This is a genomic window from Candidatus Poriferisodalis sp. (assembly GCF_965237655.1).
Taxonomy (GTDB): domain Bacteria; phylum Actinomycetota; class Acidimicrobiia; order Acidimicrobiales; family Poriferisodalaceae; genus Poriferisodalis.
The window spans coordinates 1,669,013-1,685,844 of sequence record NZ_CBDEGB010000002.1; the positions used below are offsets into that span (position 1 = coordinate 1,669,013).

At 66.3% G+C, this 16,832-nt stretch carries 16 protein-coding genes; 7 read left to right on the forward strand and 9 right to left on the reverse strand.

Annotated elements, in window-relative coordinates; translation table 11 throughout:
- Positions 1 to 37 precede the first annotated feature (37 nt).
- The 3 genes from ACPXYO_RS15795 to ACPXYO_RS15805 all read right to left on the reverse strand — a co-directional run bounded on the left by ACPXYO_RS15795 (position 38) and on the right by ACPXYO_RS15805 (position 1,740).
- Positions 38 to 691 carry a lipoyl protein ligase domain-containing protein gene (locus ACPXYO_RS15795; protein ID WP_423922515.1) on the reverse strand — a complete coding sequence of 218 codons (654 nt, stop codon included), beginning with the start codon at positions 689 to 691 and terminating at the stop codon, positions 38 to 40.
- A gap of 124 nt (positions 692 to 815) precedes the next feature.
- Entirely contained in the window at positions 816 to 1,451 is a 636-nt protein-coding gene (locus ACPXYO_RS15800; RefSeq protein ID WP_423922518.1) for an HNH endonuclease, read from the reverse strand.
- A 1-nt stretch (position 1,452) separates the two neighbouring features.
- On the reverse strand, positions 1,453 to 1,740 hold the full coding sequence (locus tag ACPXYO_RS15805) for a hypothetical protein (protein ID WP_423922520.1): 288 nt from the start codon (positions 1,738 to 1,740) through the stop codon (positions 1,453 to 1,455).
- Between the two features lie 102 nt (positions 1,741 to 1,842).
- On the opposite strand from ACPXYO_RS15805, the gene ACPXYO_RS15810 reads away from it, so the two are divergent.
- The 3 genes from ACPXYO_RS15810 to ACPXYO_RS15820 are packed head-to-tail and all read left to right on the forward strand — an operon-like array spanning position 1,843 to position 6,303.
- Positions 1,843 to 2,823 (forward strand): AAA family ATPase, encoded by a 981-nt coding sequence (locus ACPXYO_RS15810; RefSeq protein ID WP_423922523.1) that lies wholly within the window; start codon positions 1,843 to 1,845, stop codon positions 2,821 to 2,823.
- Between the two features lie 28 nt (positions 2,824 to 2,851).
- Positions 2,852 to 4,030, forward strand: coding sequence for a DUF58 domain-containing protein (locus ACPXYO_RS15815; RefSeq protein ID WP_423922525.1), 1,179 nt, complete (start codon positions 2,852 to 2,854; stop codon positions 4,028 to 4,030).
- On the forward strand, positions 4,027 to 6,303 hold the full coding sequence (locus tag ACPXYO_RS15820) for a transglutaminaseTgpA domain-containing protein (protein ID WP_423922528.1): 2,277 nt from the start codon (positions 4,027 to 4,029) through the stop codon (positions 6,301 to 6,303). The genes ACPXYO_RS15815 and ACPXYO_RS15820 overlap by 4 nt, the downstream gene beginning before the upstream one ends.
- A 43-nt stretch (positions 6,304 to 6,346) precedes the next feature.
- On the opposite strand, the gene ACPXYO_RS15825 is transcribed toward ACPXYO_RS15820, so the two are convergent.
- The 3 genes from ACPXYO_RS15825 to ACPXYO_RS15835 form a co-directional block, all read right to left on the reverse strand.
- Positions 6,347 to 6,724, reverse strand: a complete 378-nt coding sequence (locus ACPXYO_RS15825; RefSeq protein WP_423922531.1) for a DUF3040 domain-containing protein — start codon at positions 6,722 to 6,724, stop codon at positions 6,347 to 6,349.
- Between the two features lie 117 nt (positions 6,725 to 6,841).
- On the reverse strand, positions 6,842 to 8,266 hold the full coding sequence (gene dinB, locus ACPXYO_RS15830) for a DNA polymerase IV (RefSeq protein ID WP_423922534.1): 1,425 nt from the start codon (positions 8,264 to 8,266) through the stop codon (positions 6,842 to 6,844).
- Positions 8,267 to 8,292: 26 nt separating this feature from the next.
- Complete coding sequence (locus ACPXYO_RS15835) at positions 8,293 to 8,799, reverse strand: NUDIX hydrolase (protein ID WP_423922537.1); 507 nt, start codon at positions 8,797 to 8,799, stop codon at positions 8,293 to 8,295.
- 127 nt (positions 8,800 to 8,926) lie between these two features.
- On the opposite strand from ACPXYO_RS15835, the gene ACPXYO_RS15840 reads away from it, so the two are divergent.
- From ACPXYO_RS15840 to ACPXYO_RS15855, 4 genes are all read left to right on the forward strand, one after another.
- Positions 8,927 to 9,367 carry a hypothetical protein gene (locus ACPXYO_RS15840; RefSeq protein WP_423922540.1) on the forward strand — a complete coding sequence of 147 codons (441 nt, stop codon included), beginning with the start codon at positions 8,927 to 8,929 and terminating at the stop codon, positions 9,365 to 9,367.
- Positions 9,364 to 10,044, forward strand: a complete 681-nt coding sequence (locus tag ACPXYO_RS15845) for a response regulator (protein WP_420623769.1) — start codon at positions 9,364 to 9,366, stop codon at positions 10,042 to 10,044. Before ACPXYO_RS15840 ends, ACPXYO_RS15845 begins: the two co-directional genes overlap by 4 nt.
- Positions 10,045 to 10,119: 75 nt before the next feature.
- On the forward strand, positions 10,120 to 11,550 hold the full coding sequence (locus ACPXYO_RS15850; RefSeq protein ID WP_423922543.1) for a sensor histidine kinase: 1,431 nt from the start codon (positions 10,120 to 10,122) through the stop codon (positions 11,548 to 11,550).
- A gap of 32 nt (positions 11,551 to 11,582) precedes the next feature.
- Entirely contained in the window at positions 11,583 to 12,191 is a 609-nt protein-coding gene (locus tag ACPXYO_RS15855; RefSeq protein WP_423922545.1) for a GerMN domain-containing protein, read from the forward strand.
- A gap of 9 nt (positions 12,192 to 12,200) precedes the next feature.
- On the opposite strand, the gene ACPXYO_RS15860 is transcribed toward ACPXYO_RS15855, so the two are convergent.
- From ACPXYO_RS15860 to trkA, 3 genes are read right to left on the reverse strand one after another with little or no spacing between them, the layout of a single operon-like run.
- Positions 12,201 to 13,748 (reverse strand): TrkH family potassium uptake protein, encoded by a 1,548-nt coding sequence (locus tag ACPXYO_RS15860; RefSeq protein WP_423922548.1) that lies wholly within the window; start codon positions 13,746 to 13,748, stop codon positions 12,201 to 12,203.
- The gene (locus ACPXYO_RS15865; RefSeq protein ID WP_423922550.1) at positions 13,745 to 15,373 is read right to left on the reverse strand and encodes a TrkH family potassium uptake protein; all 1,629 of its coding nucleotides are present in this window, start codon (positions 15,371 to 15,373) and stop codon (positions 13,745 to 13,747) included. Before ACPXYO_RS15865 ends, ACPXYO_RS15860 begins: the two co-directional genes overlap by 4 nt.
- Positions 15,370 to 16,713 (reverse strand): Trk system potassium transporter TrkA, encoded by a 1,344-nt coding sequence (gene trkA / locus ACPXYO_RS15870; protein WP_423922553.1) that lies wholly within the window; start codon positions 16,711 to 16,713, stop codon positions 15,370 to 15,372. Before trkA ends, ACPXYO_RS15865 begins: the two co-directional genes overlap by 4 nt.
- Positions 16,714 to 16,832: the final 119 nt, after the last annotated feature.

Consider the following 16,832-nt stretch of genomic DNA (forward strand, 5'->3'; position numbering starts at 1 on the left):
CCGGCATCAGGGCTGTCGGTCAGGCCCGGTGACGTGCTCAGGTGTCGTGCGCGGCAATGAAGCTCACGACCAGTTCGGCTATCCCCGACGGAGTGATGTCGACGCCGAGGTCTGCCCAGCCAACGGCTCGGTCGCGGACCCGTGCGGCAGTGTCTGGGTCCAGCAGAGGCGCCAACGGCCCGAGATCGAATCGCTCGTAGGCGGCGCACTGGAAACGGCTGCCCTCGCGGGTGCGGCGCTGCGAGATACCGACCAGTTTCCGGCCGTTCACTGCCACCTCGCCTGGGCCAAGCGAGGCGAAGCACACCAGGCCGCCCGACGGGCCAGCCTCGTAGTGGCCACGATGCACGTTGGCCGGCATGCCGACCGAGGAGAACGCCGCAGCCAATCGGCGGCCTAGCCAATCGAAGGCCTCGCCGACGTCTGCACGCCAGAGCGGATCATCGGCCGGTACGAACACATCCACCCATGTGCACACATCGGGATCCAGCCACACAAGTCCCCCACCGCTGCGACGCCGCACGACATCGGTGCGCGTGCCGCTGAAGGGGTCGACAGTCGCAGATCCCAGGATCAGTGCTGGCTTCGTCGGGCGCAGCCATGAGACGCGCCTACGGCGGTCCTGCGGCATTGGGCGGGCGTGCAGCAGTTCGGCGCTCGCCTGCCATTTCTCGCGTATCCACTCGCCCACCGGTCCACGATGACAGACCGCCGGCGACGTTGGTCACCAAGGACTGTGCGCGGGGCTGATCAGCCGGACTGGTCAGACGAGTTGGTCAGACGAGCTGGTCAGACGAGCTGGTCAGACGAGCTGGTCAGACGAGCTGAGGACGCAATTCGGGCAGGTAGTCGGTCCACTCCGTTGGAGCGTCGCCTCGCATGGCGGCCACGACGGCGAGCGGTTCGGGAGCGTACGGCGTCCTGCGCAGCCGGTATCGGCCTTCCGACAGGAGCGAGTCTCCCTTGCCCACGTTGCAGGACCGGCAGCAAGCCACCACGTTTTCCCACGTGTGTTCCCCACCACGGCTTCGCGGGTGGACATGGTCGATGCACTCCGCCCGGCGCCTGCAGTACTGGCACCGGTATGCATCACGTGCAAAGACTGCTCGCCGGTGGAGTGGAGCTCGGCGGCGGTACGGCGCCCGTACGTGGTATGTCAGCCGGACGATCGAGGGCACCGACATCGACATACGCGGTGAGCGAACGCTCCCCGGCCGGGTGTGGATGACGTCGGCCTTGCCCGCCAGCACCAGCAGAAGAGCTCGTCGCACGGTCGTGATGGACAACGGCTGGTAGGTGACGTTGAGCACCAGTGCCCGTTGGGACAGAACCGAGCGGACCCGTGAGACCTTGCCGTGGGGACGAGCCGGGTGGCCGTTCGCGCCAGCGCGTCCGTTGACCGGATCGGCGACAGATCGCCGCGCATACGCGACGGCTCCTGGGGAGGTCATGTCACCGTGATGCCGCAGCGGCGGCTGGCCAGCGTCGGCACCATTCCAGCCATTGGATCAGATCTTCGGGTTCAGCAGATGCAGTGCCATCGTCACCGAGGGCAGTCAACAGTCGGAATCGCACGTAGTCGCGGTGAGGAACCGGCAGGAACGGCGGCCGGGTCCACCAACGCATTGGCACCAGCCGTCTCATGGCGCCAGCAGCCGCAACCCACAGTCGAGGGCGCGCCACCACCGCAGACAGCGCCCCGAACAAGCGGGGGCGGCGCGGTGTCCGATGTCGGCGCACCGGGCCACTCTAGAAGCGAACGTGCCCCCGACGGCGACGGTCAACGGACGCTGAGTAGCCTCAGAGCGTTCGGGAGGCTGGGATCCCAGAGAGTTGACTGCTGTGCGTAATCACACACCCCCACAAACGCACCCGGCCGATGCTGAAACGTTCCGCCGCACATTCGAACGCATCACTGCCAACGTGGAGCGTGTCATTCGCGGCAAGCCCGACGCCGTCGGCCTCTCGCTGCTGTGCTTGCTGTGTGATGGGCACCTGCTGATCGAGGACGTGCCAGGCGTCGGCAAGACGAGCCTTGCGAAATCGTTGGCGTCTTCGATTGATGCACCGTTCGGCCGTATCCAGTTCACCCCTGACGTGCTGCCGTCCGACGTCATCGGCGTGAATGTGTGGGACGAGCGCGAGCGCGTATTCGACTTCCGGCCCGGTGCACTCTTCTCGAGCATCGTGCTGGTCGACGAGATCAACCGGGCCTCGCCCAAGACGCAAGCGGCGCTGCTCGAGGCGATGCAGGAACGGCAGGTCACCACTGACCGCACCACGCGCCCGCTCGGCCAGCCGTTCATGGTCATTGCTACGCAGAACCCGATCGAGCACGAGGGCACCTACCCGTTGCCTGAGTCCCAACTGGACCGATTTCTCATGCGCATCAGCGTCGGCTACCCCGACGCCGACTCGGCCGTCGAGGTGCTCGACCTCCACGACGGCACAACGGAAATCACGCTCGAAGCGGTCGCGACGGCCGGCGAGGTGCTGGCAATGGCGCGCACCGTCACCGAAGTACACGTCGCGCCGGTATTGCGCCGCTACATCGTGGCGGTAGCCGATGCGTCACGACGGCGCGGCACGATCACGCTAGGTATCAGCCCGCGAGCCACGCTCGATCTGCAGCGCATGGCACAGGCGCGTGCGCTCGCCGCCGGTCGGAACTACGTGGTGCCCGACGATGTGAAAGCTGTGGCCGAACCGGTACTCGGCCACAGAATCCGACTGAGCCCCGACGCGCAACTGCAGGGACTAACCCCGCAATCAGCACTGCGCGACGTCTTCGAGGCCGTCGCGGTCCCCACCGCCACCCGCTGAGGCTCGCTGCGATGCCCCGAGGGCCCGCATGCTGACTCGGCGGGGCTGGGCCGTCGGGATCGGTTCATTCGTCGCCGCTGGCGCCGGGCGCCTTTTTGGCATCGGGGAGCTCTTCGTGCTCGCAGTCGCCGGAATCGCGCTGGTCTCGGGGGCCACCATCTGGACGCGTACGCGAAGGATCCGCCTCAGGATCCAGCGTTCAGTCCAGCCTGTACGCGTTCACGCCGGCGGGCAAGCGCGGGTGGAGCTCGCCGTCACCAACCTCGGCGGACCGACCCCGGTACTTCAGCTGACCGACCCCGTCACCGGCACGCTCGGCGCGCGCTTGGGAGTGGGCCCGCTGCTCGGGGCGGAGCGCGTGAACGCCACGTACTTGCTGCCCACCGAGCGCCGAGGTCGGCTGAGGGTTGGTCCCGCCGATGTTGCGGTTGTCGATCCGCTGGGGTTGTCGCGCACGCCCATCGGTGCCGGACCGCTGACGACGCTCGTCGTCTACCCCGCCACCCAGACACTCGTACCGCCTCGACTGGCCCGTGGTCCCGAACCGCTGGGAATTGCTGCTGACGTTCACACGTTGCAGCGCATTGGCGAGGATTTCTACGCCCTGCGCGACTACACGGCTGGCGACGACGTCCGCCGGATCCACTGGCCGTCGACGGCGCGCCTGGGTCGTCCCATGGTGCGGGAAGACGAGGTTCCCCGCCGGAGCCGGGTGACGGTGGTGCTCGACACTCGCAGCACAGCCTTCGACACCGAGCGCTTCGAGATCGCGGTGTCCGCGGCCGCCAGCGTCGTCCTCGCCAGCGCCTCGAGACATGATCCGCTGCGGCTGTTGACGGTGGCCGGAGCAGACACCGGTTTCGTCACCTCTGGGGAAGGCCTGGCGCAGCTGTTCGATCACCTCGCCGAGGTGTCCACGTCAGGCACGGGCTCGCTGCGTGGCGTGCTGGCAGCGGCGACAGCCTCGGTGGTGGGTGCAGTGGTTGTGGTGCTCGGGGGTACAGCCTTTGACGCAACTCGAGATATCGAAGCGATCGCGGCAGCGGGTTCGCGCAGCTCGTCGCTGACGGTCATCCGCGTGGGCGGAACCGGCGAAGTGCTCCCATCGGCCGGTTCGGCCTATGTCGACATCGCTACTGCTGCCGAGCTGGCGCCGAAGTGGGCTGCAGCCCAGACGGCCCAAGAGTCGGGGGCGGTGCGCGCATGACGCGGCGAAGCCTGTGGCAGGTCGAGACCTCGCTGTGGCTGCTCACGCTGCTGGCCGTGCTGATGGCTCGTCGCCTGTTCGACTCGTGGGACTACGCGCCCTTGTGGCTCATCTTGGCCATGGGAGGTCATGCAACAGCGGCGGTGACGAGACGGCAGCGCTGGCCGCTGGCAACCGCCGCTACGGCATCTGTGGTGCTGCTGATCATCGTCGAGGGGCTGGCGCTGTACTCCGACACCTTGTGGCTGCGACTGCTTCCCAGCGCCGAGACACTGCGGCAAGCGTCGACCGATGTGGCCGCCGCATGGGAGGCGTTCGGCATCGTGGAAGCGCCGACGCCTGCCACTGCAGGATTCCTGCTGGTCGGCGGCGCGGCAATCTGGCTCACGGCCTTCATCGCGGACGCAGCAGCGTTGCGTGCGAAAGCCATCGGCGAAGCGCTGCTTCCCGCCTTGATCGTGCTGGCCTTCATCGGGGCATTGGGCACCGACGCATGGCGTGTCCGCAGTGCTGCGGCGATGGTCGTGTGCGCGGTGGCGTTCGTGGCTGCTCACGGCATTCACCACACCGGGAACCGGATGCCGGTCGGCGCGTCGGAGCGGCGTCGGGCAACCGTGCCCATGCGCACTGCACTGCGGTTGGGAACTGCTGCCGCCGTGGGCGCGGCGCTACTCGTACCGTTGCTGCCCGGCAGCGACGCCCGGGCGATCGTCTCGTGGAAGGACCTCGACGGAACCGCACCGGCATCGAGGGTGACGATCAGCCCGCTCGTCAATGCTCAAGGCCGCCTGGTGGGCACTTCGGGCGCTGAGCTGTTCCGTGTCCGAGCGGATGCACCCGCGTACTGGCGTGTCTCGGGTCTCGGGCAGTTCGACGGAACCTTCTGGGGATCCGAGCAGCTGTATGGCGATGCGTCTGAACACTTGGACGGGCGCTCGTCTTCGGAGCTGCTCACCCAACAGTTCACGATCGGGGCGCTCGACAGCATCTGGCTGCCCGCTGCATACGAGCCGGTCGCCTTTGACGGTCCCGAGGCGCTATACGACCCCGAGTCCGGCACCCTGGTCACCGAGCACAGCAGCGTGCTCGAGCCGGGGTTGACCTACACCGTCAGCTCGAACGTCGACATTCCATCAGTTGCAGGGCTCGTGGCTGCAAGCGGCGACGTTCCGCCCGACATTGCAGAGAATTACCTGGCCCTGCCCGAAGGTTTCAACCAACGTGTGGCAGACCTCGCTGCTGACGTCACGGCGGATGCCACGGGCCCCTACGCAAAGGCCCTGGTTCTGCAGAATTTCTTCCTCGAGAACTTCGTATATGCGTTGAGGGTGCCAAGCGGGCATGACACCGATCGCATGGAGCAATTCTTGTTCTCCGAGCGGCGCGGCTATTGCGAGCAGTTCGCCGGCACCTACGCGGCGATGGCCCGGGCGATCGGGTTGCCTTCGCGTGTTGCCGTGGGCTTCACCCCAGGGGAATTGGTCGAAGGCGAATACGTGGTCAGGGGCGAGCATTACCACGCGTGGCCCGAGATCTGGATTGGTGGCCGCTGGGTGTACTTCGAGCCGACTCCAGGGCGGGGCGCCCCTGGGGCAGTCGTCTACACAGGAGTGCTTGCCCAGCAAGTCGTGCCCGGAGATCCGACCGCAGCGGGCGAGGAAGGCTCAGGCTTCATCGGTGCGCTGGGTCTCGAAGACCTCGAGGGACTGTCGGGCGACCTCGAAGGCTTCGTGGACGTGCTCGACTTCGAAGGCTCGGCAGCGCCTACCGGGAGTTGGTCGGAGTGGCTCGTCGTTCCCTTCTATGCGGTGCTGGCGGTCGGCGTGCTGTGGCTCATCACGGTGCCGTCGGCTGTACGAATCCGCCGAGCGCTGCACCATCGCCGCGCACGTCACGATGCGCGCGCTGCGGTCGGCGCTGCCTGGGACGACGTCGCAGAGACACTCTTCAGCCTCGGCATCGACCAGCGAGCCACCGAGACGCATACCGAATTCGCCGGTCGTGTCGACCACCGGCTGCGGATCGATTCAGGCGAGCTGTACTCACTGGCCATTGCTACCCAGGAGGCCGCCTACGCGGCGGAGCCTCCGTCACCGCAGACCGTCGTGGGGGCGAGGCTGAACGCTCATCACCTCGAAATGCGTATCCGATCTGCGCGCAGCAGGTGGGATCGCATCGGCACCGCGTGCCGTCCTGCTGCCCTGGTGGCAGGACCTCGCTCGCGCCGCCGCGACCGCGCATACCTCAACGGCGCGGAAGTGGGCAGCCACTGACGGCACGCGCGGTCTCAGCGCGGCAGCGTTGGTCGAAGGTGGTCTAGCTGGGGTCGTTGCGGAAGCGGCGCCGCATGCGGTCGCCGAATGAGTCGGCGCTGTTCGGTCGAGAGCGCTTCGCGATGGAATCCGAGACTTTCTCGAGACCCAGCTTGCCCATCTTGCGAACGTTGCGCTCGATCACGACGGCGCTCGCGAACACCACCAGAAACGCAACAAACGACAACGCGAAATGGATTTGCAGACCCAAGCCGATGCCGACCAAGCCCAAGACTCCGCCGAGCACTGCCCATCGGATGTTGCGCAGGGCATGGCGGGTCAGCGTTGTCTCCGAGACCTCCCGCGCGAATTCCGGGTCGGTGTCGTAGAATTCCTTCTCAATCTCGAGGAGGATGCGTTGTTCGTCGTCTGAAAGCGGCACGCACAGACTCCAAATGCTGTATTGCCTATGTTGCTGCCAGTGTAGGACCGCGCTCAGTGCTACTGCCACGCACCCCTGTTGCGCTGCGCCTGTAGCGCGAAGTGCACAGCGACGTCTTCAGCGGCCCCATCGGCGTTCGCCTGGCACACCGTCGCGCAGGGCCGCCGAGCCGTGAGCGATCACAGCTCGGCCGAATCGGCCGCGAATGGCATCGAGAGCTTCGGCCAGCTTGCGATCGAGTTCGGAATCACCAGTCGGGCCGTGGTGCGCATCGCCGCCGGGCCCACTCTCACCATCTGGAGGCAGACCCAAATCGAATGCAAGCTGGCACGGCTCTGGCGACTCTGCCAGGTTTTCCCCCCGAAGTCCCACCCCGGCCACCGATTCGGCCGATGCCGTCTCGGACAGATTCGACACTCCGACCCCCAGCAGGCGGATCCCCCCGCTGGTGTCCAGTGTGCCGACCAGCCGGTGCGCCACGTGGGCGAGCGTCCGGCCAGTCTGGAACGGCTCTGGGAGCGTGTGAGCCCGCGTTTGCATCGCAAAGTCGGGATGCCTGATCTTGACCGTCACCGTCTGCCCGGACAGCCCGTTGGCCCGGAGTCGAGATGCGACGGCATCGGCGAGGCGAACCGTTTCGCCCCGTATGAGATCGGGATCGTCGAGGTCGGTCTCGAATGTTTCCTCGTGGCTGACTGAACGCGGGATCCCGCCTGGGTGCACAGGCCGGTCGTCGATTCCCTGTGCCAGCGCGGCGAGGTGCGCGCCGTGGGCAGCGCCCACGGCCGCGACGAGCTGCTCCACCGACTTGTCCGCCAAGTCGCCGACCGTGAACGCGTCGATCTCGTTGAGCCGTCTGAGCGTCACCGGGCCCACGCCCCAGAGCGCCTCCACACGGTGAGCCCACAGGAAATCCAGCTGTTCGGCAACACCGACCACTCGAACGCCGAGTCCCGGCTCCGGTCCGGTCGATCGCACGGTCGGTTTCGCCGCAACCGAGGCAAGCTTCGCCAAGGTCTTGTTGGACGCGACGCCGACAGAGCAGTCGAGTCCCACGGCTTCGCGTACGGCATCGCGGAGAAGCCACGCAATCTCCCGAGATGTGCCGAATAGCCGGTGAGCTCCGGAGACATCCAGAAAAGCCTCGTCCAGCGCTATCGGTTCCACGTGGGGTGTGATCGATTCGAAGACCTCTGCGATGGCCGACGAGGCCTCGATGTAGCCGGAGAAGTCAGAAGTGACGACGACGGCGGTGGGGCAAAGACGGCGCGCCTGGGCGGTCGGCATAGCGGCGTGCACGCCCGACACGCGCGCTTCATAGCTGGCCGAGGCCACGACGCCGCGCCTGCCGGATCCTCCGACGATCACCGGGCGTCGGTTCAGTGACGGGTCACGGTTGCGTTCGACCTCCACGTAGAACGCGTCCATATCGACATGCAGGATCGGAAGCTCGTCGGAATCCGACCCACCGGGGAGGTCATGGCGCGCTCGACTCATGGACTGCGCAATCGGACTGATCTGGACGAGTTCGCCTTCGGGCACCGATCCCCAAGTCGCATCGGCCGCTCTTAGGGCGTCGTGGGCGCTACCACCAGACCGGTCCGGTGGTCGCCAGTCACGGAGTACCGGAACTCATGGCCTCGTGGAGCACCTCCGTCCAGGTAGGCCAGCAGCGGCTCAGCCATCCAGGCGTACTGACCGCTGAGCAGTTCTTCGACTTCACCGACTTGTACCCATCGGGCATCGAACACGATGCCGTCGGGATCCGCGACATCCAGTTCGCCGCTCCACTGCTGAGCCTCGTGAACCTCCACCTTCAGTATCCAACCAGGTCCATCTCGACCATCCGCTTCGACGGTGTACAGCGGGCCATCCCAGGCCGAGACCTGCAAGCCAGTTTCTTCTGCGACCTCACGGGTCAGCGCTCCGAGCACCGTCTCACCCGGATCCACCACCCCGCCCGGCGTGCTCCAGTCGGTGCTGCCATTGCGCCGCCGGTTGTTGACCATGAGCACCGCGCCGTCCCGCGCGAGGATCCCCCCGGCAACTGCCCATCGGTGCATATCGGTCGGCACTCAGGAAGTCTGCCACGGAGGTGTTGACTGCCGGGTGGTCTGGGTTGCATCTGGCGGTTCGTTGTCTTGGGGGCAGACCGTCTCAGGGGTGACAGCCCGTCACGTGCGTGGCCGTACCATGGCACGGGTGAGCACGCAGGGCGACAACGAGCGGCACAGTCGTGCAAGTACGCCGGTCACCGCAATGGGTGCCGACGATGCTCTGCTTACTGCGGCGCCGACCGCTCTGCCGTCGGTGCTGGCCCGGGCTGTCGCCTTCGGTGCGATCGTCATTGCCGCAGTGTGCGGAGGCCTCGCGGGCTATGCGACGAGCATCCTTCAGTGCGCTGAGGGGTGCATCGGCCCGACGCTTGGCGGTTCAGCCATCGGTGCAGCCATCGGTGCTCTGGCGGCTGCAGCAGGAGTCGCTGCACTCGCGGCTCTGGTGCTGCGCTCGATGAGCGAATGGGCTGACCAAGCCCCAGCACGGCGCCGCCAGCACAGCTCAGCGAGGCTCCGCCGGCACGGTTCGCGAACGCGGCGGGGTCCACGCGACGCGCAGTCCGACGACAAGGCGGTACGGCATTGACGACCAACGTTCTCGCAGTCGAAGACGACGAACGGATCCGGACGGCGCTGCGCCTTGCACTTGAGGACGAGGGCTGGCGAGTCAGCGAGGCAGAGTCCTGCGAGGAGGCCTTGGAGCGCTTTACGCCCGACGGCACTGACGTCGTGCTTGTCGACATCATGCTGCCCGGTCTCGACGGGTTCGAGCTGTGCCGGGCCATCCGACGGATCAGTCATGTGCCGATCATCATGGTCACAGCCCGCGATGACACCCATGACGTCGTAGCCGGGCTCGAGGCGGGCGCGGACGACTATCTCACGAAGCCTTTCGCTCCCAAAGAGCTGTCTGCGCGCATCAGAGCCCTGTTGCGGCGAAGCCGGACCGTGGACGGCAACGGACTGCCCCGAACTGTCGGCGATCTCGAGATCTATCCCGACGAGGGTGTGGTCCGCAAGGGCGGTGAAGAGTTGCACCTGACCAAGACCGAATTTCGCCTGCTCTGCGAGCTGTCGGACAATCCCGGCAAAGTGATGAGCCGCGAGCAGCTGCTTGAGCGAGTCTGGGGGTACGACTACTTCGGGGACGGCCGTCTCGTCGACGTGCACGTGCGCAGGCTGCGCCTCAAGATTGAGGATGACCCGGCCAACCCCCGTTACGTAGCGACAGCACGCGGCATGGGCTACAAGCTGCGAGCCTGACATGAGGCCTCGCTGGCCGCGCCCGCTGCGCCGGCTGCTGTGTCGAATGGCGGCAGCCGATCGCAGGCGAGAACCATGAGGCCTCGCTGGCCGCGCCCGCTGCGCCGGCTGCCGCTTCGCGCCCGCGTCGTCGGTGCCTTCACGCTCGGTGCGATGCTGGCGGCGTTCTTGCTCGTCGTGATGACGTACAGCCTCTCCCGGGGTTCGATGCTGGGTCTGCGCCACGATTCCTCCGAGGGCCAGTTCTTCGCCAACGCGACGCAGGTGCAGAGTTCGCTGCGTGCGGAGAGTCCCGACTTCGCCGTGTTGCTCGAGTCGCTGCCAAGTCTCAGCGGCAGCCGTTCCATCGTCCGCACCGGACCGGATACCTGGCGATCCCCATCGCTCGTTCCCAACGATCTTCCCGACGAGTTGGTGGCTGCGGTGGAGCGATCCGACCAGGCCCACGCGATGCGGTACCGGCTCGACGGCGTCCCGCAGCTCGCGCTCGGTCTGCGGTTGCGTCCCTCGGCGGTTTCCCAGCTCAGCGAGACGCTGTATTTCGAAGTTGTCCCGCTCTCGGAGATCGAGGCCACCCTCGCAAGCCTGCGCCTCATCCTGGGTGTCGGAGCAGCGCTCGTAGTTCTGATCGGCGTGGCAGTTGGGGCATGGGCTGGCGGGCGGCTGCTGCGACCGCTTGCGACCGTCTCCGACGCTGCGAATTCGATTGCTCACGGCCGTTTCGACACACGCGTCGAGCGCAGCGACGATCCCGACCTCGCCGTGATCGTGGAGTCGTTCAACGACATGGCCGATGCCATGGAGCGCCGCATCGCTCGTGATGCCCGATTCGCATCCGATGTGAGCCACGAGCTGAGATCACCCTTGCAGACGCTGCGAAGTTCGATCGACTACCTGAACGGACATCGCGACGAGCTGTCGGCGCAGGGAGCCACGGCGCTCGATCTGCTCGCTTCAGAAGTTGACAGGTTCCAGCAGCTGGTGCAGGACCTCTTGGAGATCTCCCGGCCCGATGCCGAAGGATCGGTCTTCGAACGAGGGCTCGTCAACGTCACCGAATTGGTACAGCATCGTGTCGGCGAGCACCGTTCCGGCGAGCTCGGCCCGGAGGTGGAGCTCGCCATCAGCCCCGCCGCAACAGATGCAGTCGTGATCGGCGACAAGCGAGGTCTCGCACAGGTCTTCGACAACTTGCTGCGCAATGCCGAGAAGCACGGTGGCGGTGTCACCAGAGTGGAAATCTCCCGGCCGGGTTACTCCGTGCGGGTTGCCGTGGAGGACGACGGTCCAGGTGTCGCGCCCTCGGAGCGCGAATTGGTCTTTGAACGCTTCACCCGCGGCACCGCGGCGCGCAAGCGAGGCGCCGGCACCGGCGCGGGTCTCGGGCTGGCGCTGGTGTACGAGCACACCCGGCGCCATGGCGGCTCAGTGCACGTCGAATCCCGCGTCGACGGCCAGCGTGGTGCACGTTTCGTCGTCGAGCTGCCGATTGCGGGGCACCGGTGAGATGTCCGAAAGGCGCACTGAGGTGCCTGGGTGTGTCCCTGGGATGTGTCATCGCGCTGGCGGGTTGCGGCCTGCCGACCGACGAGACCCCGAGGGGTGTCGATGTGCCAGCGGGTGTCTTCCCCGAGCGTGATGCCCAGCCGGTCGTGGGTGCGGCGGCCGAAACCCCCACGACATCGCTGCATGCGGTGTATTTCCTGCGCGACGGTCTTCTGGTGGAGCTGCAGCGGCCGCTCGCCGCACCTGTCTTTCTCGATGCGCCGCTCAACAATCTGCTGGCCGGCCCGACGCCGACTGAAGCCGAGAACGGCCTCGAATCCGCAATCCCAGCAGGCACCGAAGTGGTGGACGTGCAGCTGCTGCGCAACAACGTCGTGTCGATCCACCTCAATGAGGTGTTCTTCGAGGTGGAAGGTGCACAGCGAGTCCGCGCCGTGGCACAGCTTGTGTTCACCGCTTCCGCGCTGGCACGTGACAGTCAGGGCGTGCTGTTCTACCTCGACGGCGTGCCACAGTCACTGCCCGACGGAGCGGGGACCATCGCCCAGGTACAAGCTGGTCAGCTGCCGCGTGTGCTGCAGGTCGAGGACTTCAGCGAATTGATGCCGCTCACTCCGCTGCGTGCTGTCTCGAGGGCTTGACGGCGGGGTTCAGCTGAGGCGCCGGTGCATACGCCGGGATCCCCGATGAACGGCCAGACGTCCGTAGTGAGCGCGCGTGCCGGCACGCATTGCTGCGACGAACATCAGCATGGTCGGGAAGACTTCAAGCCGACCGAACAGCATGAGCGCCATCAGCACTGGTCGTGCCTGGCGTGGAAACTCGAGCGCGGTCGCGGTCGGACCCGCCTCCCCCAGTGCCGGGCCGGCATTCCCGATCGCCGAGACGGCGCCCGAGAAGCCAGTCTCAAGATCGGCCCCGAGGGCCGTCATCATCATCCCGCCGACAACGATCAAGCCCAGGTACAGCAGCACGAATCCCAGTGCGCGGGCAGCCACTTCCTCGGCCACGGTCATGTCGCCAATCCGCATCGACAGGACCGCTCGCGGATGGCGTGCCCGGATCACTTCGCGAACTGCGTAGCGGGCGATCACCTGCAAGCGCAGGACCTTCATGCCGCCCGCTGTCGAGCCGGTCATTCCCCCGACCAGCATCAGCACGAGCAGCACCATCTGGGCTGATGGCGTCCAGAAGGTCTCATGGGTGTAATCGGTCGTGCCATAGCCGGTGGTCGTCCCCAGCGAAGCCGCGTAGAAGATCGCCTCCCGAACGTTCGCGCCCAGGCTGAGCTTGGGCGCGTTCAGGATCACCAAGGCGATCGCAGCTCCGCCCAGCATGCCTAGGTACCAACGCAGCTCCGAGTAGCCGCGCAGCATCGATCTGGTCCGCATGATGGTGTGCCAGTGGAGCGAGAAGTTCGCGGCGCAGATGATCATGCCCACGATCAGCACGAGCTCGATCGCCAGCGAGTCGAAGTAGGCGATCGATGCCGAATGAGTCGAATAGCCGCCGGTGGCCACTGTGGTGAAGGCGTGTGCGACTGCGTCGAACAGGCTCATCCCGGCTATCAACAAGCCGACGGCAACTGCCAGCGTCAGTCCTCCATAGAGCAGCCACAACCGGCGGGCGGTGGCTGCAATGCGCGGTGTGAAGCGGTCTGCGGTGGGTCCAGGCGCCTCATTGGCGATGAGCTCCAACCCGCCGACCTTCAGAGCCGGCAGAACGCCGACCGCCAGCACGATCAGGCCCATGCCGCCGAACCACTGGATCATGCTGCGGAAGAAGAGAATTCCGTGGGACACACCGTCGATGTCATCGAGGATCGTGGCTCCAGTGCAGGTGAAGCCCGAGATGGATTCGAAGAGCGCGTCGTCGAACCGGCGCCAACCGATCACGCCGCTGAACAGGAACGGCAATGCTCCCGCCACCGATACCGCCAGCCACGCCCACGCCACCGACGCGAATGCCAGCGGGGAATCCGGTCGCTCCGAGGCCTTCGCGCTGGCCATCATGGTGCTGCCCACGCCGGCGGTCACCGCTGCGGCGACCAGCAGCGCCAGCGTGCCTCCCCCGCCGTCGAAGAAGGCGACGCCAGCTGAGATCACCATGCCAGTGGCGACGAACACCAGCGCCGCCCCGCTCACTCGCACGGGAGTGGACTCGATGCGCCCTCCGAACAACGCGACTCCGGCGTTCATTGCATCCTGACCGCCTCATCACGGCGCCGCCAATAGCCGTGGCGCATGGCGTTCGTGACGGGATGCACGGCGACGCTGATCGCCACGACCGCGGCGGTGACCGACATTCGCCCACCCAGCATGAGCAGTCCTGCGGTGACTTTGCCGAGCCAGTCGACGGCAGCCAGATGCCCGCTCGACCCTGCAGCCCCCAAGGCCGGCCCAACGTTCGAGAGCGCAGACACCGTATAGGTCAACGCATCTGTGACATCGAGCCCGCTGGCGCCCAACGCGATCGCAGCTGGGATGACGAGCAATGCCGCCAGCAGCAACTCTCCGACGATGCGGCTCATCGTCGTCTCGGAGATGGTGGAGCGTCCCAGGTGCAATCGCTCGGCGAGTGAGGGATGAACAGCGCGACGCAGCTCGCGCCCGATGTACGACACGAGCGTCAGGATGCGCACGACCTTGAAGCCGCCGGCCATGGACGCGCTCATGCCGCCCACAAGCATGAGCACCATGAGGACCGCTTGGCTGCCGGTCGACAAGTCGACGATCTGAGCCGCTTCGAAACCGGTTGTCGAGATCATCGACACCACGGCGAACAGTGACCGACGCACATGGGTCAGACCGAAGTCGCCGCTTGTCCACAACGCCACTGACGCTGCGGCCAACACAATCAGGGTGACATAGAGACGGAATTCGTAGCTGCGCAAGAATCGAGCTGGATCTCGACGCCGGATCGCCAGGAACATGAGCGGGAGGCTCACACCTCCAGCTGCCATGCCGAAGATCGCCACCCACTCGACAGCGGCAGAGTTGTACGCACCCAGCGAACCCGCTTGCGTGGAGAAGCCGCCCGTCGAGGCGGTGGTCAGCGCATGCAACCCACTTTGCAGCAGCGGCATTCCTGCCAACGCGTATCCGACGGCGATCACAACGGTGAGGGCTCCGTAGAGGAGCAGCAGGCGGCCCATAGTGCCGGCGCTGCGCGGTGCCAGCCGTCGGGCCGACCGGGTCGCCACTCCCCCGTCGGAGTCAAGGCCCCCGACGCCCAGATGCGGCAGCACCTGCACCAGCACGACGATGAAGGCAGCACCGCCGAGCCATTGCCCTGCCGCCCGCAACGCCAGCATCCCGCCGCCGAGATCAGCCGGAGCAATCGACGTGCTGTTCGTCCCGGTAACCGTCGCTGCAGCCTCTGCAAATGCAGTGGCGACCGAAGTGGGCTCTACTGCACCGGTTGCGATATGAGCCACAGCGATCATGAACACCGCGGCGAACGACCCCAACACGAGCGCGGTCAGCGACTGGCGTTCGGTGATGCGCCGCTCGAACCGGCACAGTCTCAGCAGGGCCAAGGCGACAACCGCAATGGCACAGCCCGAGATCAGCAGCGCCAGCGCATCCGAGCCGGACTCGCCGCTCGCGGCCACGCGCCCCCCGAACAGCAGGTCGAATCCAGCGCAGGCGACGAATACTGGAAGTGAGGTGGCCAGCACTACGAGGGCAGTAACTGCGAGCGTCGACTCGTACGGCCCGCACGCCCACCGATGGAGCGCGCCGTTGGCGGCGCGCACCATCCGCACGACGAGGCGGCGGATTCTCTGGCGCTGCGGGGCCCGGCGAGCCGGACGGGGTGTCACCGAAAGGCCTGCTTGACCTCGTCCACGCAGTCAGGCGTCACGAAGGCGACCACGTGGTCCCGCGCCCTGAGTTCACTACGGCCCCGGGCAATTCGGGCCTTGCCGTCGCGCACGATGGCTGCCAGCAGCATCTGGCCGGGCAGGTGAAGATCCCGGACCAGCGATCCGTCGGCCCTCGAACCCGCACTCACCGCGAATTCGAGCACCTCGACATTGCCTTCGAGGAACGTCGCAACGGCCGTGACACCGCCGCGGACCATCCGCAGCACCATGTTGGCGCTGGCAGTGCGGGGCGACAGTGCTGCATCGATGCCTACCTGCTCCAGCAGTGGCAGCAGCGACAGGCGATGCACCACCGCGATGGTCTCGCTGGCGCCCTCGGACTTGGCGTACAGGCAGGCCAGCACGTTCGCGTCGTCCTCGCCGGTGACGGCTACGACCGCATCGAAACTGCCGATGTCCTCACGAGCGAGGACGTCGATGTCGGTGATGTCTCCATGCAGCACGAGCGCGCCGGCGTAGCGTTCGCTCAATTCGAGGCACCGTTCGTGGAGAAGCTCGATGATGACGACGTCGATGTGGCGCTCGAGCAGGCGGCCTGCCAGCAGTCCGGCGGTACGGCCGCCGCCCAGGATCATGACCCGGCGCAGGTCGGAGCGGCTCAATCCCATGATTTCCATGAGCTCGCGCCGGCCTTGGCGGCGGCAAACGACCCTCAACAGGTCGTGAGGCTGCAGTGTCGTTTCGCGCCGCATCACGTTGACCTCGCCGTCCCGTGAGAGGACGCCGAAAATGAAATCCCATTCGGGCTCGTAGTACGCGCCGACCTCGGCCATGGTCTTGCCGACCAGCGGAGCATCTTCGGCGAGGCGTGCGCCGATGACGTGCACTTCCCCGTTCGCGAGCTCGTTGATGTCCGACACGCCGTGGTACACCAGCAAATCCATGATGGCGTCGGCGGTCTGCTCGTCAGGATCGAGCACCAGATCGACCCCGATGGCGTTGCGCAGGCTGCGGCCAGCTGTGCCTCGTAGATCGCTGTCCTGCAGGCGTGCCACAGTCGCTGGCACACCACGCTGCTTTGCCTGCATGCAGGCAAGCAGGTTCACCTCGTCCGAATCGGTAACCGCGACGACCACCTCGGCTCGATCGAGTCCGGCTTCAGCAAGTACTCCCGGGTTGGTACCGCTTCCGTGAACAGTCAGCAGGTCGAATTCGGCCCCGAGGGCGTCGAGCCGATCCGAATGCTGGTCGACGACGATGACGTCATTTCCTTCTCGACTCAGGCGCTCCGCGATGTAGCTCCCGACCTCGCCGGCCCCCACCACGAGAATCCTCACAATTGGCGACCCTACTTCGGGGCATGCTGAGGGGCGTTCATCTTGAGCAGGGACATCACGGGCAGGAGAACGACATGGCACTCGTGGTAGCGATCGATGCCGGCACAACCGGTGTGCGC

Excerpts from the sequence above, each read along its gene's own strand:
- ACPXYO_RS15800 (WP_423922518.1), bottom strand. The coding sequence starts at position 1,451 with ATGACCTCCCCAGGAGCCGTCGCGTATGCGCGGCGATCTGTCGCCGAT.
- ACPXYO_RS15815 (WP_423922525.1), top strand. The coding sequence starts at position 2,852 with ATGCTGACTCGGCGGGGCTGGGCCGTCGGGATCGGTTCATTCGTCGCC.
- ACPXYO_RS15820 (WP_423922528.1), top strand. The coding sequence starts at position 4,027 with ATGACGCGGCGAAGCCTGTGGCAGGTCGAGACCTCGCTGTGGCTGCTC.
- ACPXYO_RS15850 (WP_423922543.1), top strand. The coding sequence starts at position 10,120 with ATGAGGCCTCGCTGGCCGCGCCCGCTGCGCCGGCTGCCGCTTCGCGCC.
- ACPXYO_RS15860 (WP_423922548.1), bottom strand. The coding sequence starts at position 13,748 with ATGAACGCCGGAGTCGCGTTGTTCGGAGGGCGCATCGAGTCCACTCCC.